Below are 16,367 nucleotides of genomic sequence, written 5' to 3'. Positions count from 1 at the left end.
TCTAGCACGCATGGGGCAACGAGGCCCAGTCGTTGCAGGCATGAAGGAAGATGCACCAACATGCAAGGCACAACAAATCATCAGACAGACAGCCCGGACACGATGGCCCCGGAGACCTGAGCCGATCAGAGCCCCAGCGCCCGGTGCAGCGCCGCCGTCAGATGCTTCTCGATGGCAGCGGCAGCGGCAACCGGATCATGGCTTTCCAACGCCTCGATAATGGCCATATGTTCGATCATCACCTGCCGGAAGGTGCCCGGCGTGATCAGCGTCAGATGGCCATGGGACAGGCGGATCAGCTGGATGCGCTGATTGTTCATGGCATAGAGCCAGTCGACCAGCTCGTTGCCGAGCGCAGACACGATGGTGTCGTGCAGGCTGTCGTCGATGCCCTGCGCGTCCTTCAGAAGCCCGTCGCTGGTGCCTTCTTCCTCAACGCGGGCAATCACCGTCCGGTGGACCTCGCGCAGCCGGCTGATCATGGCATCGCTGGCGTTGCCCGCGAATTTGGCGGCCGCTTCCTTCTCGATCATCATCCGCAGCTGGTAGGTGTCCTTGATGAACCGCAGGCTCACCTCGACGATCTGGATGCCGCGCTGGGGAGCAATCTGGACGACCCCTTCCAGCTCCAGCCGCAACAGGGCTTCCCGCACAGGCGCAAGCGGCACGCCGGTCAAGGTCACCAGCTCGCGTTGCGAAATGAACTGGCCGGGTTTCAGGTCGCCCATCATCAGATGCTGCTTGAATTTCTCGTAGGCTTTGTCACTGAGCTTCATGGTCTGCTTGTTCCGGGACCCTGACGCACCAGTTCAATTTCTGAGCAGAGGAGCATGAAGGCCCAACATCATTGGGTCATTAAGTGTCTAGTTATCCATTCGCGACAGCCGGGTCAATCCCGGCAGGAGGGCGCATCATGCGCCGCCAGACCAAAGCACGGCAGCGAGCGGTGCAAGGGTCTGGCGACAGAGTGAACAGCCTAGCCGCCCAGCCCGAGCAGGTGGGGCAGCCAGGTCGTGAGGCTCGGAATGCAGGTGACAGCCGCCAGCACCACGATCAGCGGGATCAGGAACGGGATCACCGCCCGAATGGCCCGCTCAGGTGGCACGTCGGCAATCGAGGCCGTCAGGAACAGCACGACACCCACTGGCGGCGTGATCGTACCGATCATCAGGTTGAGCACGAACAGCACCCCGAACTGGGTCGGATCGATGCCATTGGCCATCGCCACCGGCACAAAGATCGGAATGAGGATCAGCATCGCCGCAATGGCTTCCATGAACAGCCCGACGATCAACAGCGATACGTTGACGATCAACAGGAAGATCAACGGATTATGCGACACATCCGCCAGCAGCGAGCCGACCATGAAGGGAATGCGGGCAACCGAAAGCGCCCAACCGAGCAGACCGGCAGTCATCACCAGCGCCATCACCAGACCGGTGGTCTGGACCGTGCTGAGAATGACCTGAGGCAGATCGGAAAGGCTGAAATCGCGATAAACGAAGCCACCGACCACCAGCGCATAGGCAGCGGCAACGACCGCCGCTTCGGTTGGTGTGAAGATGCCCGACATGATGCCACCAAGCAGGATAACCGGAGTCATCAGGGCAAAGAAGGCATCACAGAAGGCCCGACCAACTTCACACAGCCCGGGGAACTTGTCCCGCGGCAGGTTGTGACGTTTGGCAATCGCCCGAACCGTCACCATCAGCGCCAGCGCCATCAACAGGCCCGGCACGATGGCCCCCACGAACAGCGACCCGATCGAGGCTTCCGCCGTCACGCCATAGATCACCATCGGCAGACTAGGCGGCAGGATCGGCCCGATGGTGGCCGAAGCAGCGGTAACGGCAACCGCCAGATCCGACTTGTAGCCGGCATCCTTCATCGCCTTGATTTCAAGCGAACCTAGCCCGCCAGCGTCAGCCACGGCAGAACCGCTCATACCGGCGAAAACCACGCTTGCGATGATGTTGGCATGGGCAAGCCCGCCCCGCATCCAGCTCGAAATGACCGAGACAAAGCGGAACAGGCGGGTCGTGACGCCGGAATAGTTCATCACGTTGCCCATCAGGATGAAGAAGGGCGCAGCCAGCAGCGGGAAGGAGTTGGCTGCCATGACGATCTTCTGCGGCACGGCAAGCGCCGGAATGCCGTTGATCACGATGAAGGCGGTACCAGCCAGACTGATGGCCAGATAGAGCGGAACACCGACGATGATGGCAATGAACCAGATCGGCAGGATCATGAACATGGTTTCAGTCATCAGCGAACCTCCCCGCTTTCGGAAGAAGCCTCGACAGCTTCGGGCGCAAACAGGTCAACGATCTTGACCAGCGAAACCAGAATGGCCACGACAGCAAAAACCGGCACGATGGCGTAGACCACGGCAAAGGGGAAGAACAGGCTCGCCGTGCTCACCGTGACATTGCGCAAGGTGATGGCATAGCCTTCGTAGAGCATGACACAGGAGAAGACGATCGCCGCAATTTCGATCAACAGCAGCATCACCTTGCGGCTGCTTTCCGGCACCTTCCCGATCACGGTGGTGATAACGATATGCTGGTTGTTGCGACTGGCCATCAGCCAGCCGATGAAACACAGCCAGATGAAGGCATACTGGGCAAATTCATCACTCCATACGAGTGGAGCGTTGAAGAGATAGCGGAGAATGATCTGCGTCATGACGACCACGAACAACAAGGTGAACAGCACGATGGCAAAACCGCTGAGAACCTTGAAAATGGCATCGACGAGACGGCGGAGAGAAAACAAGATGGCCTCCTCGGATCCGGGCATATCCGGCAGCATCAGACCGGCGGGGACGACAGACTGGGTCGCCTGCGGAACATGCAACATTTTTCGACCGGATGGCGCATCCCTTGGCATGACTGGGCATGACGGGACCAAAATTCCGGCGCTGTCTTGGAGATGGTCGGGCGGCCAACAGGACGCCCGACCCGGAAAGGAACAGGATTACTCCATGTTCTGGAGTTTTTCGTAGGTGCCTTCGCCCCAGACCTTGGTGAACAGCGGCGGAACTGCATCCACGGTGGCCTTGCGGAAGCTCTCGACATCCGGCTCGATCACGGTGACGCCACCAGCCTTGAATTCGCTGATCAGGCTGTCTTCCTGCTTCATGATCTCTGCGTTGGCCCAGGTGCTGGCTTCCTTGACCGCATCGGTGATGATGGTGCGGTCTTCTTCGCTGAGGCCCATCCAGAAGTCATTGTTGACGACAACCATGCGCGGTGTGCGGATATGGCCGGTCAGAATGATGTATTTCTGCACTTCGTTCAGCTTGCCCGACTTGATGGTCGGCAGCGGGTTTTCCTGGCCATCGACCAGACCCTGCTGCAGGGCAAGATAGAGCTCATTGAAGTTGATCGGCGTCGGCTTGGCGCCCCATGCCTTGGCCATGGCCACAAACACGTCATTCTGCGGCACACGAACCTTGAACCCGGCCATGTCGGCAACAGTCTTGATTTCCTTGTTGCTGGTGGTCAGGTGGCGGGTGCCGTAGTAGAGCGCGGAAATGGCATGCATGCCGGCCGGTGCAAGCTGGGCATTGATCTCGTCAAGCATTTCGCCATTGAGAACGGAAATCATCTGCTCGGGCGTCTTCCAGATGAAAGGCGCTTCAACGACAGAAATCCATGGCACCCACTGGCCGAAGTTGGCGGCCCCTTCGGTGACCATCTGCTGCACGCCGGAGCTGACAGCCTCGATCATGTCACGGGAACCACCGAGCTGACCGCCAGGGAAGGACTGGATCTCGATCCGGCCGTCACTCTTCTTGGAAACGATGTCAGCAACCTTGTCGATCATCATCACCTGAGGATGCGATCCGCCAACGACGTCACCCCAACGGATGGTCACATCGGCCGCATATGCAGGCATGGTTGCAGAGACGCACAGCGTCATTGCCGCAGCAGCCACAAGGCTGGCGGGCGAAAAAATCGAGGGCTTCATTATTTCCTCCCAGAACTAACTACCTCTAGCCGCAATCGCATGGCGCGACCGCGCATATGGACACGACCCGCTTTTCCTCCACGAGCCGATCTGGTCACTATAGACCTGATCAAATCACTCGTTCAAGAATAAAAGCATCACTGATCTACAACTGATATGTCATTTCGCATTAAGGCCAGTATTGCAACGTTTCAATCTCGACGGGAGCGGGCAACAATGCCACCGACAGGCCCGAGAAACACAGAAAAGGGATAAGACAACGGCTTGGGGAAAACGACCTTTCCCCAGCAACTTTGCCGACAGATGCGGAATGTCGGCAGGCGTGCCTTGAAACTGCCACCAAGCCGGGTATTAATCGCGCCAATCAGGTTGGCAGGGGAAAAACCAGTAAACAAGCCAGCCAGGGCGATCCGATCCCGGATAAAATCGCCCTTGATGTATCCCTTCATGACATGGTCAATAAGACACCTTGATCTTCTCACCGGAAGATCAGCATGATTCGTTGTCCTTCGGCCCCATGGCCAGGCCGTCCCGGTTTTCCTGCCAACAGGGCCACTCGGAGGGCTGACCGGCGATTGGCCGAATCGAACTTGAGGAGCAGGGCGATGACGCTCGCAAAGAACAAACCGGAGACCAGCGGTGCTGCAAAGCCTGCCGATCATGACAAGTCCGAGTCCGACAACGCCGAACAGTCGATGACGGTTGCTGCACCGGTGCTGGGCATCGGCCTCAAGCTGGCCTCGACACTGGTATTCAGCATCATGACCGTCACCCTGAAGATCGCCTCGGAAACGGTGCCGATCGGCGAAATCGTCTTTGCCCGCAACTTCATCGGCCTGTGGCCGGTGCTGCTGATGGTCACCCTGAGAGGGGAACTGGGCATTGCCTTCCGCACCAACCATCCATTGGGGCATCTGGGCCGGTCGGGCATCGGCATCATCTCGATGATGTTCTCATTCACCGCCTATGCCATGCTGCCACTTCCCGATGCCACCGCCATCGGCTTTGCCTCACCGCTCTTCGTGATCATACTGGCCTTCTTCATCCTCAAGGAAAAAGTCCGGATCTATCGCTGGAGCGCGGTCGGGGTCGGCTTTATCGGCATCATCATCATCCTGTCGCCCCACATGGGTTCCGGCGAGATGGACAGCAACGCCTTCATCGGCTCCATGTGCGCAGCAACCTCTGCCTTTCTGGGCGGCCTTGCGATGATTTTCGTGCGTAAGCTTTGCGAAACAGAACGGACATCGACCATCGTCGTCTGGTTCCATGGCGCAGGCACCGTGCTCGCCCTGTTCTCGATCCCCGTCGGCTTTATATGGACTGACTGGGCCTGGGTCATGCCGGACATGAAGAGCCTGATGCTGCTATTCATCGTCGGCATTTCCGGCGGCATTGGCCAGATCCTGATGACCCAGAGCTATCGCTACGCCGACGCCTCGACGATTGCCCCATTCGACTATACCAGCATGATCTGGGCCGTGCTCTTCGGCTATCTGCTGTTTGCGGATGTGCCACTACCACAGGTTCTGATCGGTGCTGTCGTGGTGATCTGTGCCGGTATCTTCGTCATCTTCCGCGAGCACGCTCTCGGTCTGGACCGGACGAAGTCCCGCCGCGCCTCGACACCATCCAAGTCGTAATGTCCAAACCATATGTTACTGACAGCAGCAAGGGCTCCGGCCCTTGCCCAAAGAATCCCGATCCGGACCCAACGGAAGGCCCGGATCTTTCCCTCTCCGACCAAGGTACAGACAAGACACTGTCGTGTTCTTCGGGCTACCGGCAACCACTGAGTGTGCCATGCAGCCATCTCACCCGGGTTCTGAAGCGCCTTCCAAAATGCGAACACCGTGTTGCCAACACACGTTCATTCAAAAATGGGAATTTTACCGCATTTTGGGTGCCGAAACGGTGCCTGTGCCCATCAAGATGATTGACATCATTCAGCAATCCGGGAAATGATAGGCCACCTTCCGGAGCCAGACATAGACTGCATTGCGCAGGCAAGACAAAAAGAAACCAGATCAATCATCATCCAGCCCCGCTGGAGACATTTTTTCACCCAACTGAAAACTGTTCTGAATGGTCATTTCCCAAGCATGAACCATCGCAAGCGGTCATGTGGCCCCACCATGAGCGAAAACCGATAGACTTCCAAATAGCGGAGTACACTTTGTGTCTCGAAAAACCTCACTCTGGCTGATCGGCCTTATCATCGTGGCGCTTTATGCCGTGCCCTATCTGCTCCTTCACGATGTTGCCACCTGGTATGGCAGCTTCCTGTTCTGGATCTGCGCCGCTGTGGTCCTCATCCTTCTGAACATCACGGCAACTGCAGGCTTCAAGGGAGATGATCAGTGAGCACGACACTTATCTGGACCGGTATCGTCATCTATATCATCATCGCCTGCGCGGTTGCCTATCTGTCCCGCAGGGGCGAATCCACCGATATGGCCGACTATTTTGTCGGAGGACGCAAACTGGGCGGCGTGATTTCCGCCCTCAGCTACTCTGCCACGACCTATTCGGCCTTCATGATGGTCGGGCTTGCAGGCCTCACCTACAAGGGCGGCGTCGGGGCACTGGGCTTTGAAATCGTCTATTTCGCCGGTGTCTCGCTTGTCGCCATCTTCGGCCCCCGCTTCTGGCTCGTCGGCAAGAAATTCGGCTTTGTCACCCCCTCGGAAATGCTCGGAACGCGCTACGACTCGCGCATTCTGGCGATGGTCGTGGCCATTGCCAGCTGCCTGTTCCTGGTGCCCTACTCCGCAGTTCAGCTGGCTGGTATCGGCTATCTGCTCTCGGGCATGAGCGATGGCGCCATCTCCTTCCCGGTCGGGCTGGTCATCGCCACGCTTCTGGCCATCGTCCTGTCCTACGTCGCCGGGATCCGCTCGGTGATGTGGACCGACAGCCTGCAGGCCCTGCTGATGATCTCCGCTTCGGTGCTGGTGACCGTCGTGGTGATCGACAAGCTTGGCGGCTTCTTCACCATGTTCGACAAGATCGCTGCGGCCAAGCCGGAAATGCTTCAGGTCCCCGGGCCGGGTCTCTTCAGCTTCAAGACAATGCTCGGACTGACCATTCCGTGGTTCTTCTTTTCCATTTCCAACCCGCAGGTCAGCCAGCGGCTGTTCATGCCCAAGTCCCTCTCGGCCCTAAGGCGGATGCTGATCCTGTTCCTCTGCTTTGGCCTCATCTACACGATCGTCGCGGTTCTGTGGGGCTTCTCGGCTTTTGAAGCCTTCCCGGATCTGCCGAACGCCGACATGGCGAGCGCCGCCCTTCTGGGGGCCGACTTCCTGCCGCCGGTGCTGGCAATCGTCGTGATGATCGGCATCCTTGCCGCTGCCATCTCGACCATCGACTCGATCCTGCTCACGCTGTCCTCGATGCTCGCCCGCGACGTCTATGGCAGCTTCAGCACCGAGACCAACGACGCGGCCCAGCTCAAGATCGGCCGCTTCGTGATCCCGGTCATTTCGCTGGTCGCTCTGGCCTTCGCCTCCCTCAAGCTGAGCCTGATCTCGATCCTGTCGGTTGCCGCCTCATCGGGGCTGGTGGTGATGGTCCCGGCGATCATCGGGGCCTTCTTCTGGAAGCGGGGAACGGCCGCAGGTGCGCTCTCCAGCATCATCGTCGGCGGATTGTTCGTCATCGTCATGTATATGACTGGCAACAACCTGTTCGGTCTCAACGCGGGCATTCTCGGTCTGCCGGTTTCCGCTCTGGTCTTCGTGCTGGTCAGCCTCGTGACCGTACGGCATGAGAAAATGGCACGGATCTTCGTTGACGACATCAGCGACGAGCTCGCCAGAATGACCAAATAGCAACAACGCCTATTGGCGATACAAAGAAGGGGCAGTCAGACGATCTGCCCCTTGTTGCATTTGATATCAGTCCGGAGAAAGTCCCTTACCAACCGGCATAGGGGGCGACAGCCTCATCGGAAACCTTGCCCGCGGCAGCATCGGCAATCGCCTTGCCAAGGATGTCAACCGCAAGGTCGATCTCCTCGTCATTGATGATCAGCGGCGGCGTGATCTCCAGCACATTGCCCCCGACATAGTGAACCACTGCACCAAGCTCGAAGGCCCGGTAGACGACCTTGGTCGCCAGCGCCCTGTCCGGCGTGTTGCTCTCCTTGTCGGTCACCAGTTCCAGACCGATGGCCAGCCCTTCGGCCCGCACGTCGCCGATGACGGGACTGTCCTTCATCAGCTCTTTCAAGCCACTGACAAAGCGCTTGCCTGCGCGGGCGGAGCGTTGCGGAATGTCTTCCTCGACGAGGGTGCGCATGACCTGACGCCCGACGGCGGTGCAGATCGGATTGCCCGCCGTGGTCAGCAGCGCAGAAGCCGCAGGCCCGTCGATGACCCAGGCAGGCGCAACGGCAGCCGACAGCGGCAACCCGCCGCCGATCAGCTTGCCGAAGGTGACGATATCAGGAACGATCCCGTCCAGCTGAAAGGCATGCATCACACCGGCACGGCCAAGGCCCATTTTCACCTCGTCAACGGCCAGCAGCACTCCATGCTTCCTGCAGGTGGCCTGCAGGGCAGTCAGGAAGCCCTTCGGCGGAATGATCATGCCACCATCGGAAAGGATCGGTTCGGCCATCAGGCAGCAGACATCGCCCTTTGCGAGTTCCCGGTCGATCTCGGCAATCGAGGCAGCAACACTTGCTGCGATCGGATCATCGCCCGCAACATGCGGCCGGAAGGGATTGGGGTAGGTCGCCAGAAACAGGTCCGGGTCGGCCTCCGCCCCGGCGGCGATATGAACATCCGACACCTTCATGGCAACGCCGAGCCCGCCGTGATAGCCCAGCTTGAAGGTCACGATCCGTTTCTTGCCGGTGGCCTGACGGGCTGCGCGAAAGACGACGTCATTGGCATCGGTGCCGGAATGACCGAAATAGACCCGACGCTCGCCCTCACCGGGCGTGAAGGCCAGCAGATCCTCGGCAAATCCAACGCTGTCCGGGTGGACAGCAGACAACCCGCCAGCACCAGCAGGCGACTGGGCGGCCCTGACCATCGCCTCGATGATCTTGGGGTGCCCATGGCCAAGGCCACAGGCCGTCCAGGTCGAGGACAGGTCCAGCAGCTTGCGGCCACCAACCTCGGTGAGCCACGAGCCCTTGCCCTTTTCAATGGCAATGGGGAAAAAACGCAATTTTTCGATGCCGGCAACGGCCTTGGCATCACGATCAAGAAGAGCTTGGGCTTGCGGGGAAATCGTCATTTGGCAACTCCTGTTGTTCAGTGGGAAGACGCGAGGGTCTGAGCGCAGGAAATTCAGGAAATGAATTGGAAAAAGCGGCATCCGGGCAAGAGGAGGGAGCGCCCGATGCGGAAATGTGCAGGGTGCGCGCTGCCAGACTGGGTACAGACTGGGTACAGACCGGGCCTGACAGCGCATAGTGAAAATTTTCGGCCTTGAAAGTGGCCCTAGTAGACGGCGGCATAGGCGGCGCAGCGAGCCGCCGTATCCATGCCCTCAAGACAGGCCAGCTCGCCCTTCTTGTGGGCCAGATAGACGTCGACAAACTCTGCCGGGAACCAGCTGCGAACGGTCTCGTTGGCGTCAAGCCGCTCAAGGGCCGCTTCCAGAGTTTGCGGCAGGCGCACATAGCCACGCTCGGAAAGCGCTGCCTCGTCGAGCAAGGACAGATCCTCTTCGGTCACCTTCGGCATCGGCAGCTTGTCCTTGATGCCCTGCGTTCCGGCGAAGATGATCGCCGCAAGGGCAAGGTGCGGCGAAGCTGCACAGTCGGCGGCGCGGAATTCGAAGTTATATTGGCGCGCAATGCTTTCCGGATCGGTCGAGGTCACCGGGCAGATGCGGATAGAGGCCTCACGGTCGCGGAAGCCGAGGTTGTTGTAAGCAGCGCTCCAGCGATGCGGCGTCAGGCGCAGATAGGAAATCTCCGATGGCGCGGTAAAGGCAACAATGCTGTCGAGATATTTCAACACACCGGCGATGAAGGCACCGGTCACCGGCGACATGCCAGCCAGACCTTCCGCGTCATAGGTGGCAGGGTCGCCCTTCTCGGTCACAAAACTCATATGGATATGAACCCCGTTACCCACCGACGCCGGGTCCTGAATGGGGGTGAAGGTCACGGTCTCACCATAACGGGCCGCCGTCATCCGGGTCACTTCCCGCAAGATCAGGGATTCGTCAGCGGCGCGGTGATTCTGGCTCGGGCCGATGGTCACTTCATACTGATCCGGCCCGTATTCCTTCATGAAGGTGTCCGGATGAAGCCCGGCCTGTTCCAGCGCCGCCATCAGGGTCTCGCCAAACTGGCGACGACGGGTAAACCCATTGAGGCCGTAGGGCTCGCCCTTTGGTGCCAGACCGGCGCGAAACTGGAATTCATGCTCGAAGGCGGCGATTAGTTCGACACCGCCGGCATCCTTGAGGCCTTCCAGAGCACCCTTCAGGATGGAGCGGGTGCAGCAGTTCCATGGCTGGCCATCAAGATCGGTGACATCACCAATCATGAAGCGCTCGACCGGGCCGCCATCTTCAAAGTCAAGTTTGACCTTGGAATCGGCGTCGGGGATCAGCAGCAGGTCGCCAAGAGAGCCGAAGGGACTTTCGGCGATGGCATCGAAACAGGTGATCTGGACGTTGGTTGGCGTCCAGCCGACACCGCGCTTGAGGCGCTTTTCCATTTCCTTGAGCGGGAAGGACTTGCCGCGGGACTTGCCCGCAATGTCGGACGTGATGACGAAAACGAGGGGATTGGTGATCACTTTATTATTCTCCAAAGTCTAATCGCATCGAATCCCAATGCTCGATGCGTTGCTTGGTTGTCTCCCAGTGGGAATCGGCAATATTGGTCAGGGTTGCTTCAATCACGGCAAATGCGCCGGAGTAGCTGTCCCACAAGGTGTTGGTATTGATGGGCACAGCGAGAATTTCCGAGGCATGGCGCGAAACCGGCGACATCCATTGGTCGGTCATCAGTACAACCTGCGCCTTGCGCTCTTCGGCAGCCTTGCGGGCAAGATGGTTGAGATTGGACTGATAGCGGCGGAAATCGGCGATCACCAGAATATCCTTGGCCTTCATCCGCAACAGATACTCCGGCCACATCTCGGGGTCGGACGGCAGATGATAGACCTTCTGGCGGATCTGGCGCAGATGGCGCGACATATACTGCATCAGCGTGTCACTCATACGACCGCCAATGAAATAGAGCGACCGTTTCGGATCCGACAGCATCTGACAAATCCGCTCGAACTGCGCTTCCGAGATCGCCTGCGTCGATTCCTCCAGAATATCCGACACACGATCGAGGAAGCTGGACATGTAAGCCCCGTCGACCGGCTTGCTCATCGACTTGCGTTCCACCGGCGAGGTCTGGATCTGCTTGAGCTCATCGATCAGATGGCGCTGGAAGTCCTGAAAACTCTGAAAGCCGATTTTCGAAACGAAGCGCGAGATACTCGGAGCCGACGTCTTGGCCCGCTCGGCCAGCGTCTGGATCGGCTCTAGTCCGGCGAACGGATAGTCGAGCAGAAGTGTTGTGCTCAGGCGTCTTTCCGTGGCTGTAAAGTCGGTTGAATGCGCCTCGATCTGATCACGAACGGTCATATATTTCTCCCTTTCGATCCATATTGAAGAATGAAATTAAATTGTCAAATGTATTTTTTTTGTTGACATTGAAAATCCGCTTTCATTATGGTCACTAGCAATTAGTTGGAGAAAATCGATGCTTGTCACCTCAGGTCGTCAGCTGTTTTATTCAGTTTTTGCCATCCTCGCCCTCGCTCTTGTTGCCTCGGCCATTGCCTGGTACATGGGACCTGCAAGCCAGCGCATTCTCGTTGTTTTCTTTGTTTCGCTCATTGCAGTGGTCGCTCAGGGCGTCTATTGCGGCAACTCCGGCATCATGTCCTTTGGCCATCTTTCCTTCATGGCCATCGGCGCCTACGCCGCCTCGCTACTGACCGTTCCGGCGATGATGAAGGCCGCAACCCTGCCCAAGCTGCCCCACTGGCTGGCCTCCACCGAGACGGGGCTTCTGCCTGCCATTCTGGTCGCACTGGTCGTCGTGGCACTGGTGGCCATCGTCACCGGCATCGTCGTCGGCAAGCTGCAGGGTGAAGCGGCAACCATCGCCACTCTCGGGCTGCTGATCATCGTTCACGGGGTGCTGATCGGCTGGCGTGACGTGACCCGCGGGTCAGGCTCCTTCTTTGGCGTGCCGCGCGAAACCACCCTGTGGGTGGCCATGGCCGGTTGCGTCATTGCACTCATCGTCGCCCGGCTCTATCGGGATTCCGTCTCAGGCCTCAAGCTGCGTGCCAGCCGCGAAAACGCCATCGCGGCAGCCGCCGTTGGTGTCAACATCAAGCGCGAGCGTCTTGTCTCATGGGTCATCAGTGCCGTTCTGATGGGGCTTTCCGGCGCCCTGATGGCCCATTTTCTCGGCGCTTTCAGCCCGAAGAATTTCTACTTCGTCGACACCTTCCAGCTGCTGGCCATGCTCATCGTCGGCGGCATGACCACCGTCACCGGGGCCATTTCCGGCGCCGTGGTCATCACCATCGTCACCGAGATCCTCAGACATCTGGAAAGCGGCTTTTCTCTCGGCTTTGTCGAGGTGCCGCAGGTGTTCGGCACCACCCAGATCGGCATCGCCCTGCTCATTCTGTTTGCCATGTTCCGCAAGGCCGATGGCCTGACCGGCCTCAAGGAATGGGAAGAGCGCTTCATCAAGCCGCACCGCAAGGCCGCAGCGACCACATCGCTTCAGGCCGCAGAGCCGGACGGCATCCTTTTGGCCAAGGGCATGACCATGCGATTTGGTGGTCTCGTCGCCGTCAACAATGTCGATTTCAAGCTGATGCCGGGCGAGATTGTCGGCCTGATCGGGCCGAATGGCTCGGGCAAGACCACCCTGCTCAACATGCTCTCGGGCGTGCTGAAGCCGAGCGAAGGCAGCTTCCGCATTGCCGACACCCTGCTCGACGGCGTGTCCTCGCACAAGGTCGCCGAACACGGCATCGCCCGCACCTTCCAGAACATCCGCCTGTTCAACCACCTCACGGTGTTCCAGAACGTGCTCGTGGCAGCTCTCTCCACCCGCGATGGCGAGGACGCCGAAGGTCGTGCCCAGACCGCCCTTGAGCGCATGGGCATGAGCAAATTTGCCGAAATGGACGCCGGAACCCTGTCCTATGGCGACCAACGCCGCGTCGAGATCGCCCGCGCCCTTGCCTGCCAGCCAAGCCTGTTGTTCCTTGATGAACCGGCGGCTGGCATGAACCGCGAAGAAACCGATGCCCTGATGGAAATGCTGCGCGGCCTGACCCGAGATCTGGGCATCGGCATCCTGCTGGTCGACCACGACCTCAAGCTCATCAATCAGCTGTGCGACCGCATTGCGGTGCTCAACGAAGGCACCCTCATCGCACAGGGAACCCCCGCAGAAATCCGCAAGAACCCCGCTGTCGTTGAAGCCTATCTCGGCGCCAGCTCGGATCACGAAGACGCCCAGCGAACCGACTAGGACGTGTCAAGACCTTTTAAAAAAGCAAACGAACAAACAATCATCACCCCACCAATACCAGAGGACAATCATGAAAAAGGCACTTCTCTTCTCAAGCCTCATTGCCCTTTCCGCTCTCAGCCAGCCAGTGCTGGCAGAAGAGCTGAAAATCGGCCTCGCAACCGCCCAGACCGGTGGTCTGGCTCCCTATGACGCCCCGGTCATCGAAGGCGTTCACATCGCGGTTGACGAAATCAACGCCGCAGGCGGCATTGACGGAAAATTCAAGATCGAGCTCATCGACAAGGACGTCCGCTCGGACGCCGCCCAGACCTCCATCGCAACCCAGGAACTGGTAGATCAGAAGGTTTCCGTGCTGGTGCTGCCATGTGACGCCGATCCGGCGCTGGCCGCCATTTCCATCGTCGCATCGGCAGAAATTCCGGCGATCTCCACCTGCGCCTCCTCTCCGACCCTGCCGCTGGTCGGCGGTGACTACATGTTTGCCAACTTCCCCGGCGACAACGTTCAGGCCACCGTGTCCGCTGAATGGGCCTTCAAGGAAGGTTTCAAGTCGGCCTACATCATCTACAGCCCGGATGCGCAATACACCACCCTGCCGCTCTACTTCAAGGAAGTGTTCGACAAGCTGGGCGGAAAGATCCTCGGCGAAGACACCTACTCCATCGGCCAGCAGGATTTTTCTGCCATCGCCACCCGCATCGCCGCGCTTGACCCTCAGCCGGAAGTCATCATGACCGCCGCTTTCGAGCCAGACTTCCCGTCCCTGCTCAAGGCCCTGCGCGCCGCTGGCGTCAAGAGCCAGATGATCGGTTCTGACGGCATCGACAGCCCGACCACCTTCTCGCTGGGCGATGTTGTCGAAGGCACCGTCTTCACCACCGCTGGCTTTGCCACCCCGGGCAGCCCGATGGAAGCCTTCAACGCCAAATACAAGGAAGTCACCGGCAAGGCGTCCGAAACAGTCTTCAACGCTGTCGGCTATGACCTCATCAAGGTGATCGAGGCCGCCGTGAAGAAGGCCGGTTCGACCGACCCGAAGGCCGTGCGTGATGCCATCGCCGATCTGGAAGATGTGCAGGGCGCAACGTCCAAGATCACCTACAAGGGCACCAACGGCATGCCGGTCCGTCAGGTTTCTCTCGTCCGCGTCAAGGGTGGTGACCGCGAACTGATCGGCCAGCCAAGCCCGACCGCCGACCTCGTTCCTGCCCCGCGCATGCAGTAATCAAGGGAGCATTGATCCAATGGAACCGCTATTGAAAGTATCCTCGCTGCAAGTGCGGTATGGCGCTGTACAGGCGGTTCGGGGGATCGACTTCGAAATCCGGGAAGGCGAGATCGTCGCCTTCCTCGGAGCCAACGGCGCGGGCAAGTCCTCGACGCTGAATGCCATTGCCGGGTTGGCAGATGTCCATTCCGGCACGATCGAGTTTGCCGGGCGGGACATCACCGCCATGGCACCAGAAACCCTGACACCGCTGGGGCTCGCCCTGTCGCCGGAAGGCCGCCGCGTTTTCCCGGCCCTCTCCGTGGCCGAGAATCTGCTGATGGGCGCCTACAGTGTCCGCGACAAGGCGAAAATCGACACTGCCTGGGAACGGGTCTATTCCCTTTTCCCGATCCTGCATGAACGCAAGGACCAGCTGGCCGGCACCCTCTCGGGTGGCCAGCAGCAGATGCTGGCGGTTGGCCGCGCCCTGATGAGCGGACCGCGCCTGCTGCTGCTTGACGAGCCCTCCCTCGGCCTTGCCCCGTTGATCGTCGAGCAGGTGTTCGACCTGATTACCATCCTCAGAGACCAGAAGGTGACCATCGCGCTCGTCGAGCAGAATGTCGCCAAGAGTCTGGAGATCGCTGACCGTGGATACATCCTGTCCGGCGGCAAAGTGGTCGGAGAGGGAACCGCCACCGACCTCATGGCCGAGGGCGGCTTTGAAGACACATTCCTTGGAGCGTGACTATGGAAATTCTGCTGCAACAAACCGTCAATGCCATCGCGCTTGGTGGCACATATGCGCTTCTCGCTCTGGGACTGGCCGTCGTGTTCTCCATCATGGGCCTGATCAACTTCGCCCATGGGGAGCTGATGACGATTGCAGGCTATGTGCTGATGTATTGCGGTCTGGCAGGTGTGCCCTTTGCCATCGCCGCAGCCCTTGCCGTCGGCGCCGCCATGCTGGCTGCCGTGCTGATGGAGATCATCGCCTTCCGACCGGTGCGCAACGCCTCTGGCGCCACCATGCTGGTCACCTCCTTTGCCGTCTCCATGGTGTTGCAGGTACTGTTCCAGAACCTCATTGCAGCGCGGTCCCAGCCGGTTCTGCTGCCGCAGTTGCTGTCTGACAGCGTCAGCATTTTCGGTCTGGTCATCGGCATTAACAAGATTGCCGCCATCATCGCCACCATCGTGATGCTGGCATTCCTCGACTGGTTCATGCGCAAGCAGAAGCACGGCATTGCCATGCGCGCCGCAGCGTCCGACTTTGCCGTCGCCCGCCTGATGGGCATCCGCGCCAACACGGTGATTTCCGCCGCCTTTGCCCTGTCCGGGCTGCTGGCTGGGGTTGCGGCCGTACTATGGGTGTCCCAGCGCGCATCTGTCGATCCGCTGATGGGCTTCTCGCCGGTGCTCAAGGCCTTCATCGCCGCCATTCTCGGCGGTCTGGGCTCCCTGCGCGGTGCTGTGGCCGGTGGTTTTGTCCTCGGTTTCATCGAGATCTATCTGGCGGCCTTCCTGCCCGCCTCCATGCAGGAATTCAGAGAGCCCATCGGTCTGGCCATCGTGGTCTTCGTCATGCTGTTCCGTCCCAATGGTCTCATTCCGGCAGCCAGCCTGAAAGCCGAAAAAGTCTAATCA

Annotated in this window: 15 protein-coding genes; 7 read left to right on the top strand and 8 right to left on the bottom strand. The window is 59.3% G+C overall.

From position 1 onward, the window contains the following. Positions 1–125: 125 nt before the first annotated feature. The 5 genes from DSL70_RS02560 to DSL70_RS02540 all read right to left on the bottom strand — a co-directional run bounded on the left by DSL70_RS02560 (position 126) and on the right by DSL70_RS02540 (position 4,421). Positions 126–776 carry a GntR family transcriptional regulator gene (locus DSL70_RS02560; protein WP_119306296.1) on the bottom strand — a complete coding sequence of 217 codons (651 nt, stop codon included), beginning with the start codon at positions 774–776 and terminating at the stop codon, positions 126–128. Positions 777–976: 200 nt separating this feature from the next. Next, positions 977–2,266, bottom strand: coding sequence for a TRAP transporter large permease (locus DSL70_RS02555; protein ID WP_119306295.1), 1,290 nt, complete (start codon positions 2,264–2,266; stop codon positions 977–979). After that, complete coding sequence (locus tag DSL70_RS02550; protein ID WP_162916291.1) at positions 2,266–2,775, bottom strand: TRAP transporter small permease; 510 nt, start codon at positions 2,773–2,775, stop codon at positions 2,266–2,268. The genes DSL70_RS02555 and DSL70_RS02550 overlap by 1 nt, the downstream gene beginning before the upstream one ends. A gap of 201 nt (positions 2,776–2,976) precedes the next feature. Beyond that, positions 2,977–3,972: a sialic acid TRAP transporter substrate-binding protein SiaP gene (locus DSL70_RS02545; RefSeq protein WP_119306293.1), complete on the bottom strand. Its 996-nt coding sequence runs from the start codon at positions 3,970–3,972 to the stop codon at positions 2,977–2,979. A gap of 191 nt (positions 3,973–4,163) precedes the next feature. Then, positions 4,164–4,421 (bottom strand): hypothetical protein, encoded by a 258-nt coding sequence (locus tag DSL70_RS02540; protein ID WP_119306292.1) that lies wholly within the window; start codon positions 4,419–4,421, stop codon positions 4,164–4,166. Positions 4,422–4,577: 156 nt separating this feature from the next. On the opposite strand from DSL70_RS02540, the gene DSL70_RS02535 reads away from it, so the two are divergent. The 3 genes from DSL70_RS02535 (at position 4,578) to DSL70_RS02525 (ending at position 7,805) form a co-directional block, all read left to right on the top strand. Next, complete coding sequence (locus DSL70_RS02535) at positions 4,578–5,615, top strand: DMT family transporter (protein WP_245418071.1); 1,038 nt, start codon at positions 4,578–4,580, stop codon at positions 5,613–5,615. A gap of 535 nt (positions 5,616–6,150) precedes the next feature. After that, positions 6,151–6,336 (top strand): hypothetical protein, encoded by a 186-nt coding sequence (locus DSL70_RS02530; RefSeq protein WP_119306291.1) that lies wholly within the window; start codon positions 6,151–6,153, stop codon positions 6,334–6,336. Continuing rightward, entirely contained in the window at positions 6,333–7,805 is a 1,473-nt protein-coding gene (locus DSL70_RS02525; protein ID WP_119306290.1) for a sodium:solute symporter family protein, read from the top strand. The genes DSL70_RS02530 and DSL70_RS02525 overlap by 4 nt, the downstream gene beginning before the upstream one ends. An 85-nt stretch (positions 7,806–7,890) precedes the next feature. Here DSL70_RS02525 and DSL70_RS02520 read toward each other — a convergent pair whose 3' ends face one another. The 3 genes from DSL70_RS02520 to DSL70_RS02510 all read right to left on the bottom strand — a co-directional run bounded on the left by DSL70_RS02520 (position 7,891) and on the right by DSL70_RS02510 (position 11,586). Further along, positions 7,891–9,222, bottom strand: a complete 1,332-nt coding sequence (locus tag DSL70_RS02520) for an aspartate aminotransferase family protein (RefSeq protein ID WP_119306289.1) — start codon at positions 9,220–9,222, stop codon at positions 7,891–7,893. Between the two features lie 206 nt (positions 9,223–9,428). Then, positions 9,429–10,742, bottom strand: a complete 1,314-nt coding sequence (locus DSL70_RS02515; RefSeq protein WP_119306288.1) for a glutamine synthetase family protein — start codon at positions 10,740–10,742, stop codon at positions 9,429–9,431. A 4-nt stretch (positions 10,743–10,746) separates the two neighbouring features. After that, positions 10,747–11,586: a MurR/RpiR family transcriptional regulator gene (locus DSL70_RS02510; protein ID WP_119306287.1), complete on the bottom strand. Its 840-nt coding sequence runs from the start codon at positions 11,584–11,586 to the stop codon at positions 10,747–10,749. Positions 11,587–11,704: 118 nt separating this feature from the next. Here DSL70_RS02510 and DSL70_RS02505 point away from each other — a divergent pair, with 118 nt between their 5' ends. The 4 genes from DSL70_RS02505 to DSL70_RS02490 all read left to right on the top strand — a co-directional run bounded on the left by DSL70_RS02505 (position 11,705) and on the right by DSL70_RS02490 (position 16,364). Further along, entirely contained in the window at positions 11,705–13,507 is a 1,803-nt protein-coding gene (locus tag DSL70_RS02505; RefSeq protein ID WP_119306286.1) for a branched-chain amino acid ABC transporter ATP-binding protein/permease, read from the top strand. 70 nt (positions 13,508–13,577) lie between these two features. Next, complete coding sequence (locus DSL70_RS02500; RefSeq protein ID WP_119306285.1) at positions 13,578–14,735, top strand: ABC transporter substrate-binding protein; 1,158 nt, start codon at positions 13,578–13,580, stop codon at positions 14,733–14,735. A 19-nt stretch (positions 14,736–14,754) separates the two neighbouring features. Then, positions 14,755–15,468: an ABC transporter ATP-binding protein gene (locus DSL70_RS02495; protein WP_119306284.1), complete on the top strand. Its 714-nt coding sequence runs from the start codon at positions 14,755–14,757 to the stop codon at positions 15,466–15,468. Between the two features lie 2 nt (positions 15,469–15,470). Next, positions 15,471–16,364, top strand: a complete 894-nt coding sequence (locus DSL70_RS02490) for a branched-chain amino acid ABC transporter permease (protein WP_119306283.1) — start codon at positions 15,471–15,473, stop codon at positions 16,362–16,364. The last annotated feature ends 3 nt before the right edge of the window (positions 16,365–16,367 follow it).

Origin of the sequence: Cohaesibacter haloalkalitolerans (assembly GCF_003574655.1) — a bacterium.
GTDB lineage: Bacteria > Pseudomonadota > Alphaproteobacteria > Rhizobiales > Cohaesibacteraceae > Cohaesibacter > Cohaesibacter haloalkalitolerans.
This window is presented reverse-complemented; position numbering and strand designations above follow the sequence as displayed.